Here is a 17,641-nt window from a genome sequence, read left to right as displayed (position 1 = left end):
TCCATAGATCACGCCTACCCTCGGCGGCATGGCTGAGGGGCACAGACGGATCCTGGTGGTCGAGGACGAGCCGGCGATCGCCGAGTCCGTGGCCGCGCGGCTGCGCGCGGAGGGTTACGAGGTGGACATCGCGGCCGACGGGCCGTCGGCGGTCCGGCAGGCCGTCGAGACCGCGCCGGACCTGATCGTGCTGGACCTGATGCTGCCCGGCTTCGACGGCCTGGAGGTGTGCCGCCGCGTGCAGGCGCACCGGCCGGTACCAGTGCTGATGCTGACCGCCCGGGACGACGAGACGGACCTGCTGGTCGGCCTGGCGGTCGGCGCGGACGACTACATCACCAAGCCGTTCTCCATCCGCGAGCTGGCCGCTCGCGTGCACGCGTTGCTGCGCCGGGTCGACCGCAACACCCAGCAGGCCGCGGCGAAGATCGTCCTCGGCGACCTGGAGATCGACCCGGTGGAACGGCGGGTGCACCGGGCCGGCGAACCCGCCCACCTCACGCCGACCGAGTTCGAGCTGCTGGTGCACCTCGCCGGCCGGCCGCGCGCGGTCGTTCCCCGCGACCGGCTGCTCACCGAGGTGTGGGGCTGGAACGAGTCGGCGAGCACGCGGACCGTGGACAGCCACATCAAGGCGTTGCGACGCAAGCTCGGCGCCGACCTGATCCGGACCGTGCACGGCGTCGGCTACGCCCTGGAGGTGCCCCGATGAAGAGCCTGCCGCGGCCGCTGGACCCGATCCGGTCGATCAAGCTCAAGATCGGCCTGCTGGTGGCCGGCGCCGGGGCCACCGCGCTGGGCTACTTCTGGCTGCGGATGGGCTGGCTGCCGACGTACACCTCGATGATCGCCATCGGCCTCGGCCTGGTCACCTCCCAGCTGCTCGCGCACGGCATGACCAAACCGTTGCGCCAGATGACCGCGGCGGCTCGCGCAATGGCCCGCGGCGACTACACCCGTGAAGTGCGGGCGACTTCCCGCGACGAGGTCGGCGAACTGGCCCGTGCGTTCAACAAGATGGCCGCCGACCTGGCCGCGGCCGACCAGCAACGCCGTGAGCTGATCGCGAACGTCTCCCACGAGCTGCGCACACCCATCTCCGCGCTCCAAGCAGTGCTGGAGAACGTCGTCGACGGGGTGGCCGAACCCGACCCGGCCACGCTCAAGACCGCCCTCGCGCAGACGGAACGCCTGGGGCGCCTGGTGACCGAGCTGCTCGACCTGTCCAGAGTGGACGCGGGGGTCACGCCGCTGGACCGCGAGTACTTCGACATCGAGTCGATGCTGACCGAAGTCGTCGCGGAGGCTGAGGTCTCCGGCCGAGGCGCACGGTTCACCGTGGACGTCACGCCCGGGAAGGTCTACGCCGACCGGCAACGCCTGCACCAGGTCGTCTGGAACCTGCTGGACAACGCGGTCCGGCACGGTCCCCAGGGCGGCGAAGTCTTTGTCAGCGCCCGGATCTCGGCCGACGCGCTCGTGATCGACGTGCGCGACGAAGGCCCGGGCATCGCGCCCGCCGACCGGGAACGCGTGTTCCAGCGGTTCGTGCGCGGCGAGCGGGCCGGCGGCGGGACCGGGCTCGGCCTGGCCATCGCGCGCTGGGTCGTCGACCTGCACGGCGGCGACATCCGGGTGGTCGAACCGGCCACCATCCGCGTCACCCTGCCGCAGTAAAAGCCTTACCCCCCACAGTTTTCTCACCATGGAGTAATTAATGAACGAGCCTTCAGTAATAGTCGTGCCCACCCGCGTGCCGATCACTTGGGACGTTCCCAAGGAACCCGCGACACCCCGACATCTCAGCGCCATCGCCGTCGCCGGGGTGGTGGGCGCGATCGCCTTACCCACCAACGCTTCCGGTATCGGCTATGTCATCGTCGCGGTGGCGTGCGCGGGCAGCACGTGGTGGATGATGCGCCGGATCAAGCTGGAGTCCGCGTTGTGGGCGGTGCTCGCGCTCGCGTTGGTCAGTGTGACCGCGTTCCGCGATTCCAGCTGGCTGGCAACGCTTTGCCTGGTCGGCGCGTGCGGGGCGGCGTCGATCGCGGTGGCCGGCGGCCGGTCGGTCGCCGGTCTGGCGATCGGCGCTTTGGCTGTGCCGATCGGGTTCGTGCTTTCACTGCCGTGGGTGACCCGCGGTCTGGCGGCGCTGCGACGGCAGTCGGCGAACCGCAGGGCCGCGCGGATCCTCCTCGCGCTCGCGCTGAGTGTGCTACTGCTGCTGGTTTTCGTGCCGCTGCTGGCCGGGGCGGATGCCGCGTTCGCCGAGATCCTCAGTGGACTGACCCCCCAGGTGGATCCCGGGAGCGTGGTGCGGTGGATCGGGTTGTTCGTGCTCGTGGGGTTCGGCGCGGCCGCGGCGGGTCTGGTTGCCGCTTCACCGCCGGAGGTGGATGCGTTCACCCGTAAGCGAAAACAACTGTCCCGCGTGGAATGGGCGATGCCGGTGGGCATCCTCGCGTTGCTGTTCACCGGATTCGCGCTGGTGCAGTTCGCGGCTTTGTTCGGCGGCGCCGAGTACGTCCAGCGGACCGCGAACCTGTCGTACGCCACCTATGCCCGCAGCGGGTTCTGGCAGCTGCTGGCCGTCACGCTGTTGACACTGGGGGTCGTGACGGCCGCGGCTCGCTGGGCCCGGCGGGAGACGCGGGCGGATCGCGTGTGGCTCAGGGCCCTGCTCGGGGCGTTGTGCGCGTTGATGCTGGTCGTGGTGGCGTCCGCGCTGACCCGGATGTGGGCGTACCAGAAGGCCTACGGGTTCACCGTTGAGCGGGTGGTCGTGGAGGCCTGTGAACTCTGGCTGGGACTGGTGTACCTGCTGATCATCGCCGCCGGGGTGCGGCTGGGGGCGGGATGGCTGCCGCGGGCTGTGGTCGGGTCCGGGCTGGCCGGCCTGCTGGTGTTCGCCTGGCTCGACCCGGAGCGGATCATCGCTGGTCACAACGTCGAGCGCTACCGCCAGACCGGCAAGATCGACGTGGAGTACCTGTCGACGCTGTCCTATGACGCGTGGCCCGAGCTGGCCACGCTGGATCCCTCGATGCGTCCGTGTGTCACCGCGGCCGGGCGGGACCGGGACTGGCGCAACTGGAACCTCAGCCGGTCACGCCAGGAACCCACGCAGCAGCGATGCCGTTCCCTCTAGGTGCTCGGCCATGGCGTCCCGGGCCTTGGCCGGGTCGCCGTCCAGGATCCGCTGGACGACCAGCTCGTGCTGCGCGTTGGAGTGCTCGATGTTGTTGTGCAGCACCGGGATCGCGTCCAGCAGCTCGTTGATCCGGACCCGGATGTCGGCGACCGCGGAGGTGAGCGTCGGTGAGGCGGCCACCTCCGCGATGGCCAGGTGCAGCCGGGAGTCCTTGCGGCGATACTCGGACAGGTCGTCGGCCTCGGTCTCGGCCAGCCGGGCGCGCAGGTACTGGCGTTCCTCCGGCGACAACGTCCGCGCCGCCGCGGCCTCCGCCGCCCCGACCTCCAGGACCCGCCGCATGGTCAGCACGTCCTCGAGCTCGTCCGGCGTGGTCTTGCGGGTCGTGCGCGCGGTCGGCAGGGTCTCGTTCACGAACGTCCCGCCGTACCGGCCGCGTCGCGACTCGACGTACCCCGCCTCCTGCAGCGCCCGGATCGCCTCGCGCAGCGTCACCCGGCTGATGTTCAGCCTGGTCGCCAGCTCGCGTTCGGCGGGCAGCCGTTCCCCCGGCCCCGCCACACCCAGCCGGATGGCCTGCAGCAGCCGCTCCACCGTCTCCTCGAACGCGTTCCCGGTCCGCACCGGCCGGAACACCGCCGCACCCGCACTGGCCAGCGTCGTTGTCGGTCCGTCCTCGGTCACAAGCCTGAGTCTAAGCGCCACCGCACAATGTCACGGTGTGGCGGCGGGTCGCCCTGCTGACCGAGCAGGATCCGGCGCGCCTGCCCAGACCGAGGTGCTGGTCGTGACCTGGATATCCCTCGCCAGGTGAGCTCAGCTCTGGAGGGTGGCTGTGCGGGCTTCGATGGACTTGATAACCGCGGCCATGTCCAGGCCCGTGTGGCCGAGGGCGTCGGTCTCCGCGAAAAGGGCCTCGCACACATCGAGAAGCGGCACGGCCACCGACGCCTCCCTGGCGGCGCCGGTGATCAGGCGGGTGTTCATCCACACGTCCCCGATGGCGGCCTGGGCGGTGAAGTCCGAGGCCAGCCACTTGGGGAGTTTCACGCGCATGATCGGGCTGGACATCTGGCCGGTGGCCAGCACGTGCGTGACTTTGTCCAGGTCGAGGCCGTGCTGGGCGGCGAAGTGCATGGTCTCGGCCAGGCCCGTGATGGTGGTGATCAGGCAGATGTTCACCGCGATCTTCGTCAGCAGGGCGTTGGGGACCGGGCCGCAGTCGACCAGTTCGCGGCACATCGGCTCGACGACCGGGCGGACCAGGGCGACCGAGGTGGGCTCGCCGGCCAGCATCGCGACCAGCTCACCGGCCTCGGCGGGGACACGCGAGCCGGAAACGGGTGCCTCGACGTAGGCCCCACCGGCCGCCAGGATGTCCGCGGCGAGCCCCGCGGAGAAGCCGGGGGCGGTCGTTCCCATGTGGACGACCGTGCGGCCGGACACCCGCGCGGCAAAGGCGGGAGTGCCCCGGCCCAGAGTCGCGTCGATCGCGTCCTTGTTGGCCAGCATGAGGATCACGACGTCGCACTGCGCGAACACGGTGTCTGCATCGGGCGCGACGACGGCACCGGCGGCCGTCAGGGTGTCCACCCGCGGTGAGGCAGAACGGTTCCACACCAGCAGCGGTGTTCCGGCTTTGAGCAGGTTGAGCGCCATGGGTTCGCCCATGACGCCTACCCCAACGAATCCGACTGTGCCAATTCCCGCTGCGACCATGCCCCGAGTCTGACACCGGCACATCCGCAACCTGGCGCCCCGACCCAGAAGGGCGCCAATTTCCGGCCAATCAGCACTCGATGACGTTCAACGCCAGCCCGCCGCGCGCGGTCTCCTTGTACTTGGTGCTCATGTCCGCGCCGGTCTCGCGCATGGTCTTGATCGCCTTGTCCAACGGCACGACGTGCGTCCCATCGCCCCGCAAGGCGATCCGGGCCGCGTGCACGGCCTTCGTCGACCCCACGGCATTGCGTTCGATACAAGGGATCTGCACCAGACCGCCGACCGGATCACACGTCAGCCCAAGGTGGTGCTCCAGGCCGATCTCGGCCGCGTTCTCCACCTGCAACGGTGTTCCACCAAGCACAGCAGCCAAAGCGGCCGCCGCCATCGCACACGCCGACCCGACCTCGCCCTGGCAGCCGACCTCGGCGCCGGAGATCGACCCGGTCTCCTTGAGGATCACGCCGATCGCGCCCGCGGTCAGCAGGAACTCCACCACGCCGTCATCGGTGGCGTCCGGGACGAACCGCCGGTAGTAGTGCAGCACAGCGGGAATGATCCCCGCCGCACCGTTGGTCGGCGCGGTGACGACCCGCCCACCGGAGGCGTTCTCCTCGTTGACGGCCAACGCGTACAGGCTGATCCAGTCCATGATGTACAACGGGTCGGACGCCGGGTCCTCGGTCATCAGCTTGTCGTACAACGACTTCGCCCGCCGGGGCACCCGCAGGCCGCCGGGCAGGGCGCCTTCGCGGGTGCACCCCTTGGCGACGCACTCCTGCATCACGTCCCAGATGTGCAGCAGCCCGGACCGCACCTCGTCCTCCGAACGCCACGCCAACTCGTTGGCCAGCATGACATCCGCGACCGACAGGCCGTTGAGCAAGCAGTGGTCCAGCAGCTCGGCGCCGGTGCGGAACGGGTAGGTCACGACCGTCGTGTCCGGCACGATCCGGAGTTCACCGGTGGCCTCGGCGTCGACGACGAACCCGCCGCCGACCGAGTAGTACATGTGCGAGGCCAGCTCGGCCCCGGAGGCGTCCAAAGCCGCGAACCGCATGCCGTTGGGGTGCGCGGGCAACGACTTCCGCCGGTGCATCACCAGGTCGTCGTCCTCGACGAAGGTGATCTCGTGCTCCCCCATCAGCCGGAGCCGCCGGGAGGCCCGGATCGCGGCCACGCGAGGCGCGACCGTGTCGGTGTCGATGTCCTCCGGCCGTTCACCCTCCAGCCCGAGGATGACCGCCGCCGGGCTGCCGTGCCCGTACCCGGTGGCGCCCAGCGAACCGAACAACTCGGCCTTCACCGAAGCGGTCTCCGAAACAACTCCGGAGGCCGCGAGCCCCGAAGCGAAGGTGCGCGCGGCCCGCATCGGGCCGACGGTGTGCGAGCTCGACGGCCCGATCCCCACGCTAAACAGGTCGAACACACTGATGGTCATGACAGCCCCGGGTAGAGCGGGAATTTGCCGGCCAGCGCCTGCACGCGGGCACGGGCCGGTTCGATGTCCTGACCGGTGAGTACCTCGGCGATCACGTCCGAAACCTCCGTGAACTCCTGCGCGCCGAAGCCGCGCGTGGCCAGCGCGGCGGTGCCGATCCGCAGGCCCGAGGTGACCATCGGCGGCCGCGGGTCGAACGGCACGGCGTTGCGGTTGACCGTGATGCCGACGCTGTGCAGCAGGTCCTCGGCCTGCTGTCCGTCCAGTGTGGACTCTCGAAGGTCGACGAGCACGAGGTGGACATCGGTGCCGCCGGTGAGCACCTTGATGCCCGGCAGGCCGTTGAGCCGGGCCGCGAGGATCTGCGCGCCTTCCAGCGTCCGGCGCTGCCGGTCGGCGAACTCCGGGCTCGCGGCGATCCTGAACGCCACCGCCTTGGCCGCGATCACGTGCTCCAGCGGGCCGCCCTGCTGACCGGGGAACACCGACGAGTTGATCTTCTTGGCCAGCTCCTGGCGGGACAGGATCACCCCGCCGCGCGGGCCGCCGAGGGTCTTGTGCGTGGTCGTGGTGACGATGTCGGCGAACGGCACCGGGTTCGGGTGCAGCCCGGCCGCCACCAGGCCGGCGAAGTGCGCCATGTCGACCATCAGGTACGCGTCGACCGCGGACGCGATCCGGCGGAACTCGGCGAAGTCGAGCTGCCGCGGATACGCCGACCAGCCCGCGATGATCAACCGGGGCTTGTGCTCGACCGCCAGCCGCTCCACCTCGGCCATGTCGACCAGGCCGGTCTCGGCCGACACGTGGTAGGCGACGACGTTGAACAGCCGGCCGGAGAAGTTGATCCGCATGCCGTGCGTGAGGTGCCCGCCGTGCGCGAGGTCGAGGCCGAGGATGGTGTCGCCGGGGTTGAGCAGGGCGAGCATCGCGGCCGCGTTGGCCTGGGCGCCGGAGTGCGGCTGGACGTTCGCGTGCTCGGCGCCGAACAGCTCCTTGACCCGGTCGATCGCCAGCTGCTCGACCACGTCGACGTGCTCACAGCCGCCGTAGTAGCGGCGGCCGGGATAGCCCTCGGCGTACTTGTTGGTGAGCACCGATCCCTGCGCCTCGATCACCGACACCGGCGCGAAGTTCTCCGAGGCGATCATCTCCAGCGTGCCGCGCTGGCGGTCCAGCTCGGCGGCGACGGCCTTGGCCACCTCGGGGTCCACTGTGGACAAAGATTGATCGAACATATGGGAGCTCCTCCAGTTCGGGTACGGAACTCCCCCTCTGTCGTGGTACCTGAGAGCTTCGCCGCGGACGCGGCTTGCACCGTTGGTGAGGTCCCGGACGGACCTGCTTTCCAGAGTGGCCTGGCCGGGGCGGTAGCTGGACCTGAGAGATTGCGGGGAGGTTTGCTCCTTCGGTGCTCCTTGCGGAGACTCTCCCGCCTCGGCTCGTGACGGCGCCATATTCAGTTGCCGTCAAACTACGCTGCCGACCAGGCGGGAGTCCACCTCGGGGATGACGTTCCACAGCTGGACGCGCCATGCGGAACACCTTCGATACCGTCGGGCCGTGCCTGGTGACCGTCCGTTCCTCGCCCGCCGGCCGCAGCTGTGGGAGCTGGTCGCGTTCGACTCGGCCGTCGCGGCCGCGATGACCGTCGCGCACCTGACTTTCCTGGACATCGTCGACGCCCAGCCGTCCTACAGCGGCCCGCTCTGGTTCGGCTGGGTCGTCGCGATCCTGTCCGCGGCGCCGCTGGCCGTGCGGCGGCTCTGGCCGGTGCCGAGTTACGTCGTGGTGCTCACCTTCTCGTTCGCCGCGAACGTCGTGAACGCCCTGCGTGAACCATGGATACCGGCTGTATGCATCTTGTATACGCTGTGTGTGCTGAACCGCCGCCCGGTGCCCGCGCTCGCCGCCGGTCTGGCCGCGTCAGCAGCGGCGAGCCTGATCAACGGGCTGAGTACGCAGTCGTGGCGCGATCCGGTCGGGTACTTCCTGTTCGTGGCCGCGATCATGCTCGCCGGGTGGACCATGGGCCGGGCCGTGCAGGCCCGTCGCGACTACGCGTCCCGCCTGGTCAACGACGAACGCCTGCGGATCGCCCGCGAACTGCACGACATCATGGCGCACAGCATGAGCCTGATCGCGGTGAAGGCGGGCATCGCCAACCACGTCGCCGACCAGCGCCCCGAAGAGGCCCGTGACGCGCTGCGGATCATCGAGGCGACCAGCCGGGCCACCCTCAACGACATGCGGCGGATGCTCGGCGTGCTGCGATCCGAGACCGCCGACCTGGCTCCGGCGCCGAGCCTCAGGAACCTCCCTGAGCTGGTCGAACGCGCCCAGGCGGCGGGCGTGGACGTGACCTTGGACGTCACCGCGGCGGAGATCCCCGAGGCTTTGGGACTGTCGGTCTACCGGATCGTCCAGGAGGCGCTGACCAACGTGGTCAAGCACGCGGGCCCGGTGACCTGCACGGTCCGGGTCGTGGTCGAGGATGGCGAGGTCCGGGTGGACGTGACCGACACCGGACCGGGTGGGACGCCGGGGACCGGGCATGGCCTGGTGGGGATGAGGGAGCGCGTGACGATGTACGGGGGCAGTTTCGCGGCCGGGCCGCGGCCCGAGGGCGGGTTCGCCGTGTCGGCCCGGATGCCCGTGTCATGACCATCCGGGTGGTCGTCGCCGATGATCAGGCGCTGGTGCGGGGCAGTTTCCGGGTGTTGGTCGACACCGCGCCCGGGCTGGCCACGGTCGGTGAGGCGGGCAACGGGATCGAGGCGATCGCCGTCGCCCTGGCCGAACGACCGGACCTGGTGCTGATGGACGTCCGGATGCCGGAGATGGACGGGATCGAGGCCACCCGGCGGATCTGCGCGGAGATCCCGGAGACGCGCGTGCTCATGCTGACCACGTTCGACCTTGACCAGTACGTGTACTCGGCGCTGCGGGCGGGTGCGAGCGGGTTCCTGCTCAAGGACACCCCGCCCGCGGACCTGCTGGCCGCGATCCGGGTGGTGGCCGCCGGGGAGAGCCTGCTGGCGCCGAGCGTGACCCGGCGGCTGATCGCCGAGTTCACCAGCCGGCCGGAACCGTCCGCGCCGATGGCCCGCGAGCTGGCCGGGGTGACCGAACGCGAACGCGAGGTCCTCGCCCTGGTCGCCCGCGGCCTGTCGAACGCCGAGATCGCCGAGCACCTGCACGTCGGCCTGGCGACGGTGAAGACGCACGTGAGTCGTTTGCTGGCGAAACTGCAGGCCCGGGACCGCGCCCAGCTGGTGATCGTCGCCTACGAGACGGCCGTTGTGCGGCCACGGGACTGACCCGCGATCTCCCTCACCTTCGGGCATTTCCGGCGAGATCCGTGCGTTAATGCTGCTGTGACTACGAATCCCGCGCCCGTCCGGATCCGCCGGGACGCCCCGGCCAGGTTCACGGCCATCAACGGCCGTGGCGCCGAGATCAGGATCGGCCGCTCCCAGGACGGTGCCGACTTCTCCCCGGTCGAGCTGCTAATGGCGGCCCTGGGCGCCTGTGCGGGCCTGTCGGCCGACCACGTGATCTCCCGCCGGATCGGCGAGGACGCCCCGATCGACGTGGTCGTGGAGGCGGACAAGGACCTCGACGCCGACCGGGTGACCGCCGTGCGGACCAGGTTCGAGCTGGACCTGGGCACGCTCAGCCCGGCCGACCAGGAGACGCTGGTCAAACTGGTCAACCGGGCCGTCGAGCGCACCTGCACCGTGAGCCGGAGTGTCGAGCCGGGCACGCCGGTCGAGCTGAGCATCGCCGCTAGGTGACCTCCCGCCGGACGCTGACCAACCGCGCCACGACGGCCGCGACAACCGCATAGCCCAGGAACACAGCCGTGCCTGCCCAGAGTGGGAGAAGATCTCCCGCGACGGGCAGGCCGTCGCGGCTCCAGCCCACTATGGACTTCGAGACGCCCGTTGGGGTCCAGCGCCCGACCGCCGGAACCATGGCCACCAGAAACCATTCCGCGTAGAAGAACCAGACGAAGGCCGCGATGGTCGCGGCGACCTGGTTGCGCACCAACAGACCGATGGCCGCGCCGAACACCGCCCACAACGCCGTGCTGAGCACCGAGCCCAGCAGTGCCGCCGGAACCCCGGGCGTGACAACGGGATTCCCGGACACGGCCAGCATCAGGGCGGTGGCCGGCGCGGTGACGACCGCCGCCGCGACCCCCATCGCGGCGCCGATCACCCCGCAGGCCACCAGCTTCGTGGTGATCACGCGCCCGCGGTTCGGCTGGACCAGCAAGGTCCAGGTGATGGTCTGGTGCCGGTACTCGCCCGCGGTGAGCTGGATTCCCACCAGCAGAGCGAAGATGTAGCCCTGCTGGGCCATCGCGTAGGCGTCGTCGATCTGGTGGAACACGAAGACTTCCAGCGCCGCCCAGCCCACGCAGAACGCGGCGGCGATCGCCGTGAGGCCCCACACCGACCTGGTGTGCCGCGCCTTGAACAACTCCGCCCTGATCATCTCACCAGCTCCAGGTAGGTCTCTTCGAGGTTCGCGTCCACCTCGCGGTCGGCGATCAACCGGCCGTGGTTGACGATCAGCACGCGCTCGGCGGTCACGGCCATCTCGGTCAGCACGTGACTCGACACCAGGACCGTGCAGCCACCCGCCGCCAGCGCCCGCAGAAACCCGCGCAGCCAATGGATTGCCTGCGGGTCGAGGCCGTTGGCCGGTTCGTCGAGGATCAGCACTGCCGGGTCGCCAAGCAACGCCGAGGCGAGCGCGAGCCGTTGGCGCATCCCGAGGGAGAACCCGCCCACCCGGCGATCCGCCGCCTCGGTCAGGCCGACCTCGGCGAGCACGGGGTTCACCCGGTCCATCGACAGGCCGGCAGCCAGGCACATCGCCTCCAGGTGAACGCGGGCGGTCCGGCCGGGATGGAACGAGGTCGCCTCCAGCACGGCCCCGACCGTGGTGATCGGCGACGGCAGGTCCACATAGGCGGTGCCACCGATGGTGGCCGTGCCGGAGCCGGGCGTCACCAGGCCGAGCAGCATCCGCAGGGTCGTGGTCTTGCCGGCGCCGTTGGGCCCGAGGAAGCCGGTGACGCTGCCCGGCCGGACGGTGAACGACAGGTCGTCGACGGCTTTCACCCGGCCGAACGACTTGCTCAGGTGGTCAACGGAAATCATGTCGCTCAGCCTGGTTGTCAGGCGCGGGTTCCACATCGCCGCCGGGAACGACTGCCCTTGGGTGGAGGAAATCCACAACCGTGGTTAGAGGTGGTCCGCAGCCGGGCGGACTACCTTGGGCTCGTGAGGCCCAGATGGCACTACCTGGTCGGCGGCATCGCAGGCGTGTACGCCCTCTACGGGTTGGTCGCCTCGGCTGTCGTGGCCACGCAACAGCATGGCTGGCTCGGGCTGGCTGGTTCGTTGGCGCTGTATGTCTTCGCGTTGGCCCTGTGCGTGATCGTGGTGCGGCGTGAGCGGGATTCGCCGCTGCTGATGGCGATCGTGATCCTCGCCGGGGTGGCCGACGAGATGCTCGCGCCGTTCGCCGGGACCGGGATCCTGTTCCTCGCGGTGTGGCTGGCGCCGTTCAAGACCCGGCTGCTGCACACGGTTCTGCTGGTCGTGTGGGCGATCGCCGGGTTCTGGCTGGCGACGGTGGTCACGCCGGTGCCGTCGGGGGCGGACATCGGGATCGCGGCCGGCTTGGGCTGGGCGGCTTTCCTCGCCGCGATCTGGAGCCAGCTGATGCTGTCCCGCCGCCAGGCCGCCACCCTCGCCGAGGCCAGGGTGCTCGCCGAACGGCAACGGCTGGCCCGGGAGATCCACGATGTGCTCGCGCATTCGCTGTCCGCTCAGGTGGTGCACCTGGAGGGGACGCGGATGCTGCTGGAGAACGGGGCCGACCCGGCGGCGATTCTGGAACGAGTGGTCAAGGCCGGGGACATGGCCCGGGCCGGGCTGGAGGAGACCAAGCGGGCGGTCGCGGCCCTGCGCGGCGACGAGCCCCCGCTGGCCGACCAGCTGTCCTCATTGGCCACCGAGTTCCACACGCTCACCGGAAACGCCTGTGAGATCGAGGTATCCGGCGACCCGGACGCGCTCATCGCGGAGACCCGGCTGACTGTTCTGCGCACGGCTCAGGAAGCGTTGACCAACGTGCGAAAGCACTCTCCGGGCGCGTCGGTACGCATGGCGCTGCACCGGGAGGACGGCTGGTGTTCGCTGGAAGTCGTTGACACCGGCGGGGACTCGGCCGGTGTCGTCGGCACTGGCTATGGGCTGGTCGGGATGCGGGAACGGGCCGAGCTGATCGGTGGCGAGCTGGACGCCGGACCGGTCGAGCACGGGTTCCGGGTGCGATTGCGGGTCCCGGCGTGAAGGTCATCGTCGTGGACGACCAAACCGTTGTACGCGAAGGCCTGGTGCTGATCCTGGGGCTGCTGCCGGAGGTCGAGGTCGTCGGATCCGCGGGGAACGGCGAGGACGCACTCTCGCTCATCGCCGCTGAAAGTCCCGACATCGTGTTGATGGACCTGCGGATGCCCCGGATGGACGGCGTCGAGGCCACCCGCCGAGTCCAAGCCGCGTTCCCAGAGGTGCACGTCGTCGTGCTCACGACCTACTCTGACGACGAGTCGATCCTGGCCGCGCTCAAGGCAGGCGCCCGCGGCTACCTCACCAAAGACGCGCGCGCCAACGACATCGCGCACGCACTGGCCACGGTTCACCGCGGGGAAACGCATTTCGACCCGGTCGTGCAACGCCGCCTCGTAGCCCTCGCGACCCGCGAACGGCCCGCCGGTCTGCCGGACGGGCTGACTCCGCGTGAGCTGGACGTGTTGCGCCTGATCGCGGAAGGCAAGTCCAACGCGGAGATCGCCCAGCAGCTCTACATCACCGAGGGCACGGTGAAGACCCACGTCAACAAGGTGTTCGCGAAGGCGGGTCTGCGGGATCGGGCTCAGGCGGTGACCTACGCTTTCCGGCACGGGATCGCGAAGTCGTAGCGTCCACTTGGGAAGTTGGGGATTGCGCAATGCGCGTGGTGTTGTCGACGTTCGGGTCGCGCGGGGATGTCGAGCCGCTGGTGGCACTCGCGGTGCGGCTGCGGGAGTCCGGCGCGGAGGTGACGGTCTGTGCGCCGCCCGACGACGACTTCGTCGCGCGGCTGGCCGGTGTGGGCGTGCCGCTGGTCGGGGTCGGCCCGTCGGCGCGGGCGTTGACGAAGGCCGCGCCGCCGCCGTCCGCCATGCCCGAGCGCGCCGCCGCGATCATCGCGAACATCTTCGACACGGTCCTTCCCGCGGCCGAGGGCTGCGATGTGCTGGTGGCGACCGGGATGGTTCCCGCCGCGGCCGCGGGGCTGTCGGTGGCCGAGAAACTGGGCATTCCCTCGGTTTCGGTGACGTTCCAGCAGCTCACCCTGCCATCGCCACACCGCGGGCCGCTCGAGTACGCGGGACGGCCGCACCCACCGGAGATCGCCGGCAACCAGGCGCTGTGGGACCTGGATGCCCAGGTCATCACCGAGTTGTTCGGGCCAGGGCTGAACACCGGCCGAGAGGCGCACGGCCTGCCACCGGTGGCGGATGTCCGCTCCTATGTCATTGGCGAGCGGCCGTGGCTGGCGACAGACCCGGTCCTGGACCCGACGGACCTCGATGTGGTCCAGACCGGCTCGTGGCTGCTGCCCGACGAACGTCCACTCCCCGACGACTTGCGGGCGTTCCTCGACGCGGGCGAACCGCCGGTGTACGCGGGGTTCGGCAGCATGCCCCTGCACGCCGCGCCGGATCTGGCCGCGGCGGCCATCGACGCGATCCGGGCGCAGGGCCGTCGCGCCATCGTCTCGCGCGGCTGGGCCGATCTGGAGCTCGACGACTGTTTCCTCGTCGGCGAAGTCAACCACCAGGCCCTGTTCCGCCGGGTGGCCGCCGTGATCCACCACGGCGGCCAGGGAACCACGACCACAGCGACGTTCGCGGGCGCGCCTCAGGTCGTCGTCCCGCAGCTGGCCGATCAGCCGTACTGGGCCGGGCGGGTCGCCGCCCTGGGCATCGGCGTGGCCGTCGACGCCACTTCATCACTGGAGGCAGCGCTCGAAACGGCGCTGACACAGCAGACCCGGGCCGCCGAGGTGGCTCGCATGATCCGCACGGATGGAGCCGCGGTGGCCGCGAAGATGTTGCTCTCCTAGTATCCCGCGCCGCGGGACACTAGGCGGTCGTGCCGCCGTCCACCACAAGGTCGTGGCCCACAACGAAACTGGCCTCGGCCGAGGCGAGCCAGGCCACGGCGTCGGCGACTTCCCGCGGGTCGGCCACCCGGCCCGCGGGGGTCACCGTCCGGATGCGAGCGTCGCGGTCCTCAGTGGACTCGCCGGGCCGGTAGGACATCGGGGTGTCGCTGGCGCCGGGGCTCACGCCGGCGATGCGGATGCCGTCGGCGATGTACTCGCGGGCCGCGGTCTGGGTGAGGGCGGTGAGCCCGGCTTTCGAGGCGGCGTAGGCACTCATGCCGGGACGGCGGACGTGCGTGCCGATGTTGGAGGCGATGTTGATGATCGTCCCGCCGCCGTGCTGACGCATGTGCGCGATCTCGTACTTCATGCACAGGAACACGCCGGTCAGGTTGACGTCGATGACGTTCGCCCAGGTGTCCGGGTCGAGGTCGGCGACGGGGGCGTTCTTGCCCAGGATCCCAGCGGCGTTCACGGCGACGTGCAGGCCGCCGTGCTCACGGACCACCGTGTCGATGAGGGCCTCGACCTCGGCGGGCTTGGTCACATCGGCCATGCTGCTCCCGGCGCGCACGACCGTCGCCCCGCGAGCCTCGAACGTCGAGGCCATGTGAGCGCCGAGCGCGCCGCTGCCACCAGTGATCAGCACAACCTTGCCGGCGAAGGACATGAACCGACGATATCAGAACGATCGGTCAAATATCAGCGGTGGACGCTCTTGATCGCGGCGACATCCGGGTGCGGAGCCAACGCGGGCACGTCCGCGGCGAGGTGCCCGAGCTTGCCTTTGATGCGTTTCGGCAGGCCGCCGCCGAGGATGTAACGGGTTGCCGTGACGGCTCGTTCGGCTCCGGCCAGCAGCTTCACCGAACCGCGACCGTCCAGGCCAGTGCTGCGGAGATCCAAGTGCCGCAACTGATGCGGGCCCGCGGACAGCGTCTCCGCCAGCGCGGCCGCGTCGACGCGGTTGTCTCGGGCGTCCAGAACTCCGGCCGCTCGGACCCGGCCCAGGTCCAGGACCTCGACTCCGGCGAGCACGGCGGCGTCGAACAACCCGGTCATCGCATGAGCGCTGATCCCGTTGCTGGCCACCGAAAGCCGCTTCAGCCCCTCGTTCAGCCCGGCCCGGACGTATGCGGCGCCGCGATCACCCAGCTGACAGGCCGACAGGTACAGCTCTTCGAGGCCGCAGTCGCGGACGAGCTTCGTCAGCGCCTCGGCACCGCCCAACGGGTTGCCGGACAAGAACAACCGCCGCACGACCCGCGTTGCCGCGAGCGCCTCCACGAGGTCATCGAGGATCGGCGCGGTGACACCGGTCTGCACGAGATCGATGGTGGCCGGGGCGTTGCCGGTGGCCACGAGATCCGCGATGGCCTGCAGTCCGCTCGGCCCCAACGGGTTGCGCTTGAGCCACAGGCCGTGGACCACTCCAGGGGACGCGGCGATCCGGGTCGCGATCGTGCACGCGCCACCTTCACCGATCCCGTTGCAGCCCAAGTAGATCGTGGACGCTCCGGCCTCGATCGCGCCCTCGGTGGCCTTCGCCGCGCCCTCGTCGCCGAGCTGGTCCGTCCCCAGCAACAGATGCCGGACGGGACCGCCGTGCGGCAACGCCTCAACGACCGCTTTGGCGCCCAGTGGCCCGAGATCGGACTTGCACAGATCCAGCCGGCCGTCGGGAAGCGCTGTGCCGACAGGGAAATCGAGGCGCAACGGGGCTTGCCGGCCGGTGCGCAACCAGGCCAGCAACGGTTCCAGGCTCACCACGGCACCTCGCGATAGTCCTTCAGGAACACCCCGGACGGCGGGTCGCCGGCCTCGCCCCGGACGATCGGGTCGTAGATCCGGGCCGCGCCGTCGCGGACGTCCAGCGGCGGGCGCCAGCCGGTGTCCGCGATCGTGGCCTTGGCGGGCGCCGGGTTCTCGTCGGTGATCCAGCCGGTGTCCACACTGGTCAGGTAGATCCCTTCGGCGGCGAGCTCGGTCGCGCTGGTGCGGGTGAGCATGTTCAGCGCCGCCTTGGCCATGTTGGTGTGCGGGTGCCCGCCGGACTTGAACCGCGCGGTGAACCAGCCCTCCACAGCGGACACGTTCACGATGTACCGCCGCGGGAACGAAGACAGCCGCAGCCTCGGCAACAGCCCATCGACCAACAGGAACGGCGCCACCGCGTTGATCAGCTGCACCTCGAGCATCTCGGCCGCGTCCACCGAACCGACCCGTGCCGTCCACGAGTTCACCGCCGACGGATCCGGCACCAACCCACTCGCATCGACCGGCGCCAGCACCTCAGCCATTTCAGTGGCCGTAGTCAAAGCGCGAGTCCAGTCCGGCTCGGGCAAAGCCGGAATGAAGCCGGGAGCGGCATCAATTGCCACCGGCACGCGCAGCGGCTCCGACTCGGCCGCGAGCAGCTGCCGGTAGGACCACGACGGCCGCTTCACGGTCTGGGCCGCGTTGTTGATCAGGATGTCGAGGGGCCCTTGGAGCTTCTCCGCCAACCCCAGGACCTGCCGCGGATCCCGGAGGTCCACGCCCACGATCCGCAGCCGGTCCAGCGGCACATCCGGCTCCGCCGCGAACCGCCGGGCCGCGTCCACCGGGAACCGGGTCGTGACAATGACCTCGGCGCCGTCGCGGAGCAGCATCCTGGCGACCTGGAAGCCGATCTTGACCCGTCCGCCGGTGATCAGCGCCCGCCGCCCCGGCAAGTCCGCGCGAGCATCCCGCCGAGCCCGGTTGTCCCGCGCGCACTCCGGGCACAGCCACTGGTAGAACGCGTCCAGCTCAACGTAAGGCTGCTTGCAGATGTAGCAATGCTTTTGCCGCTTGAGCGTTCCCGCGCTGCCCTCGGCCTCGACAGTGACGTCCTCGGTGCGGTCCGTGGCGCCGAGGCTGGTCGCGGCGAGCAACGCCCGGTCCGCGGCCTGGGTCTCGCGGTGACGTTCGCGCGAACGTTGTTTCTTGTGGTCCTTGACCAAGCCGTCGACCGCGCGCAGAAGTCGTTGCCGGACGGGGTCATCCGTCGGCAACTGGCGTGCCTGGGCCAGCACGCCCAGGCACGTCCGCAGATCCGCGTCGTCGATCAC

Annotated in this window: 17 protein-coding genes, 1 pseudogene and 1 riboswitch; of the genes and pseudogenes, 9 read left to right on the top strand and 9 right to left on the bottom strand. The window is 70.0% G+C overall.

The window, feature by feature from the left end:
- Positions 1–28: 28 nt before the first annotated feature.
- Genes AB0J95_RS46105 through AB0J95_RS46095 form a run of 3 tightly spaced genes read left to right on the top strand, consistent with a single transcriptional unit; the run spans position 29 to position 3,148 of the window.
- On the top strand, positions 29–712 hold the full coding sequence (locus tag AB0J95_RS46105; protein ID WP_364772502.1) for a response regulator transcription factor: 684 nt from the start codon (positions 29–31) through the stop codon (positions 710–712).
- Positions 709–1,677: a HAMP domain-containing sensor histidine kinase gene (locus tag AB0J95_RS46100; protein WP_364772500.1), complete on the top strand. Its 969-nt coding sequence runs from the start codon at positions 709–711 to the stop codon at positions 1,675–1,677. The genes AB0J95_RS46105 and AB0J95_RS46100 overlap by 4 nt, the downstream gene beginning before the upstream one ends.
- A 40-nt stretch (positions 1,678–1,717) precedes the next feature.
- A complete protein-coding gene (locus AB0J95_RS46095; protein ID WP_364772497.1) occupies positions 1,718–3,148 on the top strand; it encodes a DUF4173 domain-containing protein in 1,431 nt (476 codons plus the stop codon).
- Here the strand turns inward: AB0J95_RS46095 and AB0J95_RS46090 are convergent.
- From AB0J95_RS46090 to glyA, 4 genes are all read right to left on the bottom strand, one after another.
- The gene (locus AB0J95_RS46090) at positions 3,107–3,835 is read right to left on the bottom strand and encodes an FCD domain-containing protein (protein WP_364772495.1); all 729 of its coding nucleotides are present in this window, start codon (positions 3,833–3,835) and stop codon (positions 3,107–3,109) included. The two genes, AB0J95_RS46095 and AB0J95_RS46090, sit on opposite strands and share 42 nt — an antisense overlap.
- Before the next feature lie 132 nt (positions 3,836–3,967).
- Positions 3,968–4,870 (bottom strand): NAD(P)-dependent oxidoreductase, encoded by a 903-nt coding sequence (locus tag AB0J95_RS46085; protein ID WP_364772492.1) that lies wholly within the window; start codon positions 4,868–4,870, stop codon positions 3,968–3,970.
- 70 nt (positions 4,871–4,940) lie between these two features.
- Positions 4,941–6,314, bottom strand: coding sequence for an L-serine ammonia-lyase (locus AB0J95_RS46080; RefSeq protein WP_364772489.1), 1,374 nt, complete (start codon positions 6,312–6,314; stop codon positions 4,941–4,943).
- Positions 6,311–7,552 carry a serine hydroxymethyltransferase gene (glyA, locus tag AB0J95_RS46075; protein ID WP_364772486.1) on the bottom strand — a complete coding sequence of 414 codons (1,242 nt, stop codon included), beginning with the start codon at positions 7,550–7,552 and terminating at the stop codon, positions 6,311–6,313. The genes AB0J95_RS46080 and glyA overlap by 4 nt, the downstream gene beginning before the upstream one ends.
- Positions 7,553–7,672: 120 nt before the next feature.
- Positions 7,673–7,759, bottom strand: a riboswitch (glycine riboswitch).
- A gap of 118 nt (positions 7,760–7,877) precedes the next feature.
- Here glyA and AB0J95_RS46070 point away from each other — a divergent pair.
- From AB0J95_RS46070 to AB0J95_RS46060, 3 genes are read left to right on the top strand one after another with little or no spacing between them, the layout of a single operon-like run.
- Positions 7,878–8,978, top strand: coding sequence for a histidine kinase (locus AB0J95_RS46070; RefSeq protein ID WP_364772483.1), 1,101 nt, complete (start codon positions 7,878–7,880; stop codon positions 8,976–8,978).
- Positions 8,975–9,634 (top strand): response regulator transcription factor, encoded by a 660-nt coding sequence (locus AB0J95_RS46065; protein ID WP_364772480.1) that lies wholly within the window; start codon positions 8,975–8,977, stop codon positions 9,632–9,634. The genes AB0J95_RS46070 and AB0J95_RS46065 overlap by 4 nt, the downstream gene beginning before the upstream one ends.
- A gap of 57 nt (positions 9,635–9,691) precedes the next feature.
- Positions 9,692–10,111 (top strand): OsmC family protein, encoded by a 420-nt coding sequence (locus tag AB0J95_RS46060; protein ID WP_364772478.1) that lies wholly within the window; start codon positions 9,692–9,694, stop codon positions 10,109–10,111.
- On the opposite strand, the gene AB0J95_RS46055 is transcribed toward AB0J95_RS46060, so the two are convergent.
- Together AB0J95_RS46055 and AB0J95_RS46050 are read right to left on the bottom strand one after the other, a co-directional pair.
- Positions 10,104–10,817: a hypothetical protein gene (locus AB0J95_RS46055; protein ID WP_364772475.1), complete on the bottom strand. Its 714-nt coding sequence runs from the start codon at positions 10,815–10,817 to the stop codon at positions 10,104–10,106. The genes AB0J95_RS46060 and AB0J95_RS46055 overlap by 8 nt on opposite strands.
- A 62-nt stretch (positions 10,818–10,879) precedes the next feature.
- A pseudogene (locus AB0J95_RS46050) lies at positions 10,880–11,488 on the bottom strand (ATP-binding cassette domain-containing protein); the annotation flags it as partial.
- Between the two features lie 123 nt (positions 11,489–11,611).
- On the opposite strand from AB0J95_RS46050, the gene AB0J95_RS46045 reads away from it, so the two are divergent.
- Genes AB0J95_RS46045 through AB0J95_RS46035 form a run of 3 tightly spaced genes read left to right on the top strand, consistent with a single transcriptional unit; the run spans position 11,612 to position 14,507 of the window.
- Entirely contained in the window at positions 11,612–12,688 is a 1,077-nt protein-coding gene (locus AB0J95_RS46045; RefSeq protein WP_364772473.1) for a sensor histidine kinase, read from the top strand.
- On the top strand, positions 12,685–13,317 hold the full coding sequence (locus AB0J95_RS46040) for a response regulator transcription factor (protein WP_364772471.1): 633 nt from the start codon (positions 12,685–12,687) through the stop codon (positions 13,315–13,317). Before AB0J95_RS46045 ends, AB0J95_RS46040 begins: the two co-directional genes overlap by 4 nt.
- A 29-nt stretch (positions 13,318–13,346) precedes the next feature.
- Entirely contained in the window at positions 13,347–14,507 is a 1,161-nt protein-coding gene (locus tag AB0J95_RS46035; protein ID WP_364772469.1) for a glycosyltransferase, read from the top strand.
- A 19-nt stretch (positions 14,508–14,526) separates the two neighbouring features.
- On the opposite strand, the gene AB0J95_RS46030 is transcribed toward AB0J95_RS46035, so the two are convergent.
- From AB0J95_RS46030 to AB0J95_RS46020, 3 genes are read right to left on the bottom strand one after another with little or no spacing between them, the layout of a single operon-like run.
- Complete coding sequence (locus tag AB0J95_RS46030) at positions 14,527–15,219, bottom strand: SDR family NAD(P)-dependent oxidoreductase (protein ID WP_364772467.1); 693 nt, start codon at positions 15,217–15,219, stop codon at positions 14,527–14,529.
- A gap of 32 nt (positions 15,220–15,251) precedes the next feature.
- On the bottom strand, positions 15,252–16,316 hold the full coding sequence (locus AB0J95_RS46025) for a ribonuclease inhibitor (RefSeq protein WP_364772464.1): 1,065 nt from the start codon (positions 16,314–16,316) through the stop codon (positions 15,252–15,254).
- Positions 16,313–17,641, bottom strand: a complete 1,329-nt coding sequence (locus AB0J95_RS46020) for an SDR family NAD(P)-dependent oxidoreductase (protein ID WP_364772462.1) — start codon at positions 17,639–17,641, stop codon at positions 16,313–16,315. Before AB0J95_RS46020 ends, AB0J95_RS46025 begins: the two co-directional genes overlap by 4 nt.

Origin of the sequence: Actinocrispum sp. NPDC049592, from assembly GCF_040675465.1 — a bacterium.
Lineage (GTDB): Bacteria > Actinomycetota > Actinomycetes > Mycobacteriales > Pseudonocardiaceae > Kibdelosporangium.
This window is presented reverse-complemented; position numbering and strand designations above follow the sequence as displayed.

Bases quoted from the DNA above. Each gene is read 5' to 3' on its own strand.
- AB0J95_RS46105 (WP_364772502.1), top strand. From the start codon at position 29: ATGGCTGAGGGGCACAGACGGATCCTGGTGGTCGAGGACGAGCCGGCG.
- AB0J95_RS46100 (WP_364772500.1), top strand. From the start codon at position 709: ATGAAGAGCCTGCCGCGGCCGCTGGACCCGATCCGGTCGATCAAGCTC.
- AB0J95_RS46095 (WP_364772497.1), top strand. From the start codon at position 1,718: ATGAACGAGCCTTCAGTAATAGTCGTGCCCACCCGCGTGCCGATCACT.
- AB0J95_RS46085 (WP_364772492.1), bottom strand. From the start codon at position 4,870: ATGGTCGCAGCGGGAATTGGCACAGTCGGATTCGTTGGGGTAGGCGTC.
- AB0J95_RS46080 (WP_364772489.1), bottom strand. From the start codon at position 6,314: ATGACCATCAGTGTGTTCGACCTGTTTAGCGTGGGGATCGGGCCGTCG.
- glyA (WP_364772486.1), bottom strand. From the start codon at position 7,552: ATGTTCGATCAATCTTTGTCCACAGTGGACCCCGAGGTGGCCAAGGCC.
- AB0J95_RS46065 (WP_364772480.1), top strand. From the start codon at position 8,975: ATGACCATCCGGGTGGTCGTCGCCGATGATCAGGCGCTGGTGCGGGGC.
- AB0J95_RS46055 (WP_364772475.1), bottom strand. From the start codon at position 10,817: ATGATCAGGGCGGAGTTGTTCAAGGCGCGGCACACCAGGTCGGTGTGG.
- AB0J95_RS46035 (WP_364772469.1), top strand. From the start codon at position 13,347: ATGCGCGTGGTGTTGTCGACGTTCGGGTCGCGCGGGGATGTCGAGCCG.
- AB0J95_RS46030 (WP_364772467.1), bottom strand. From the start codon at position 15,219: ATGTCCTTCGCCGGCAAGGTTGTGCTGATCACTGGTGGCAGCGGCGCG.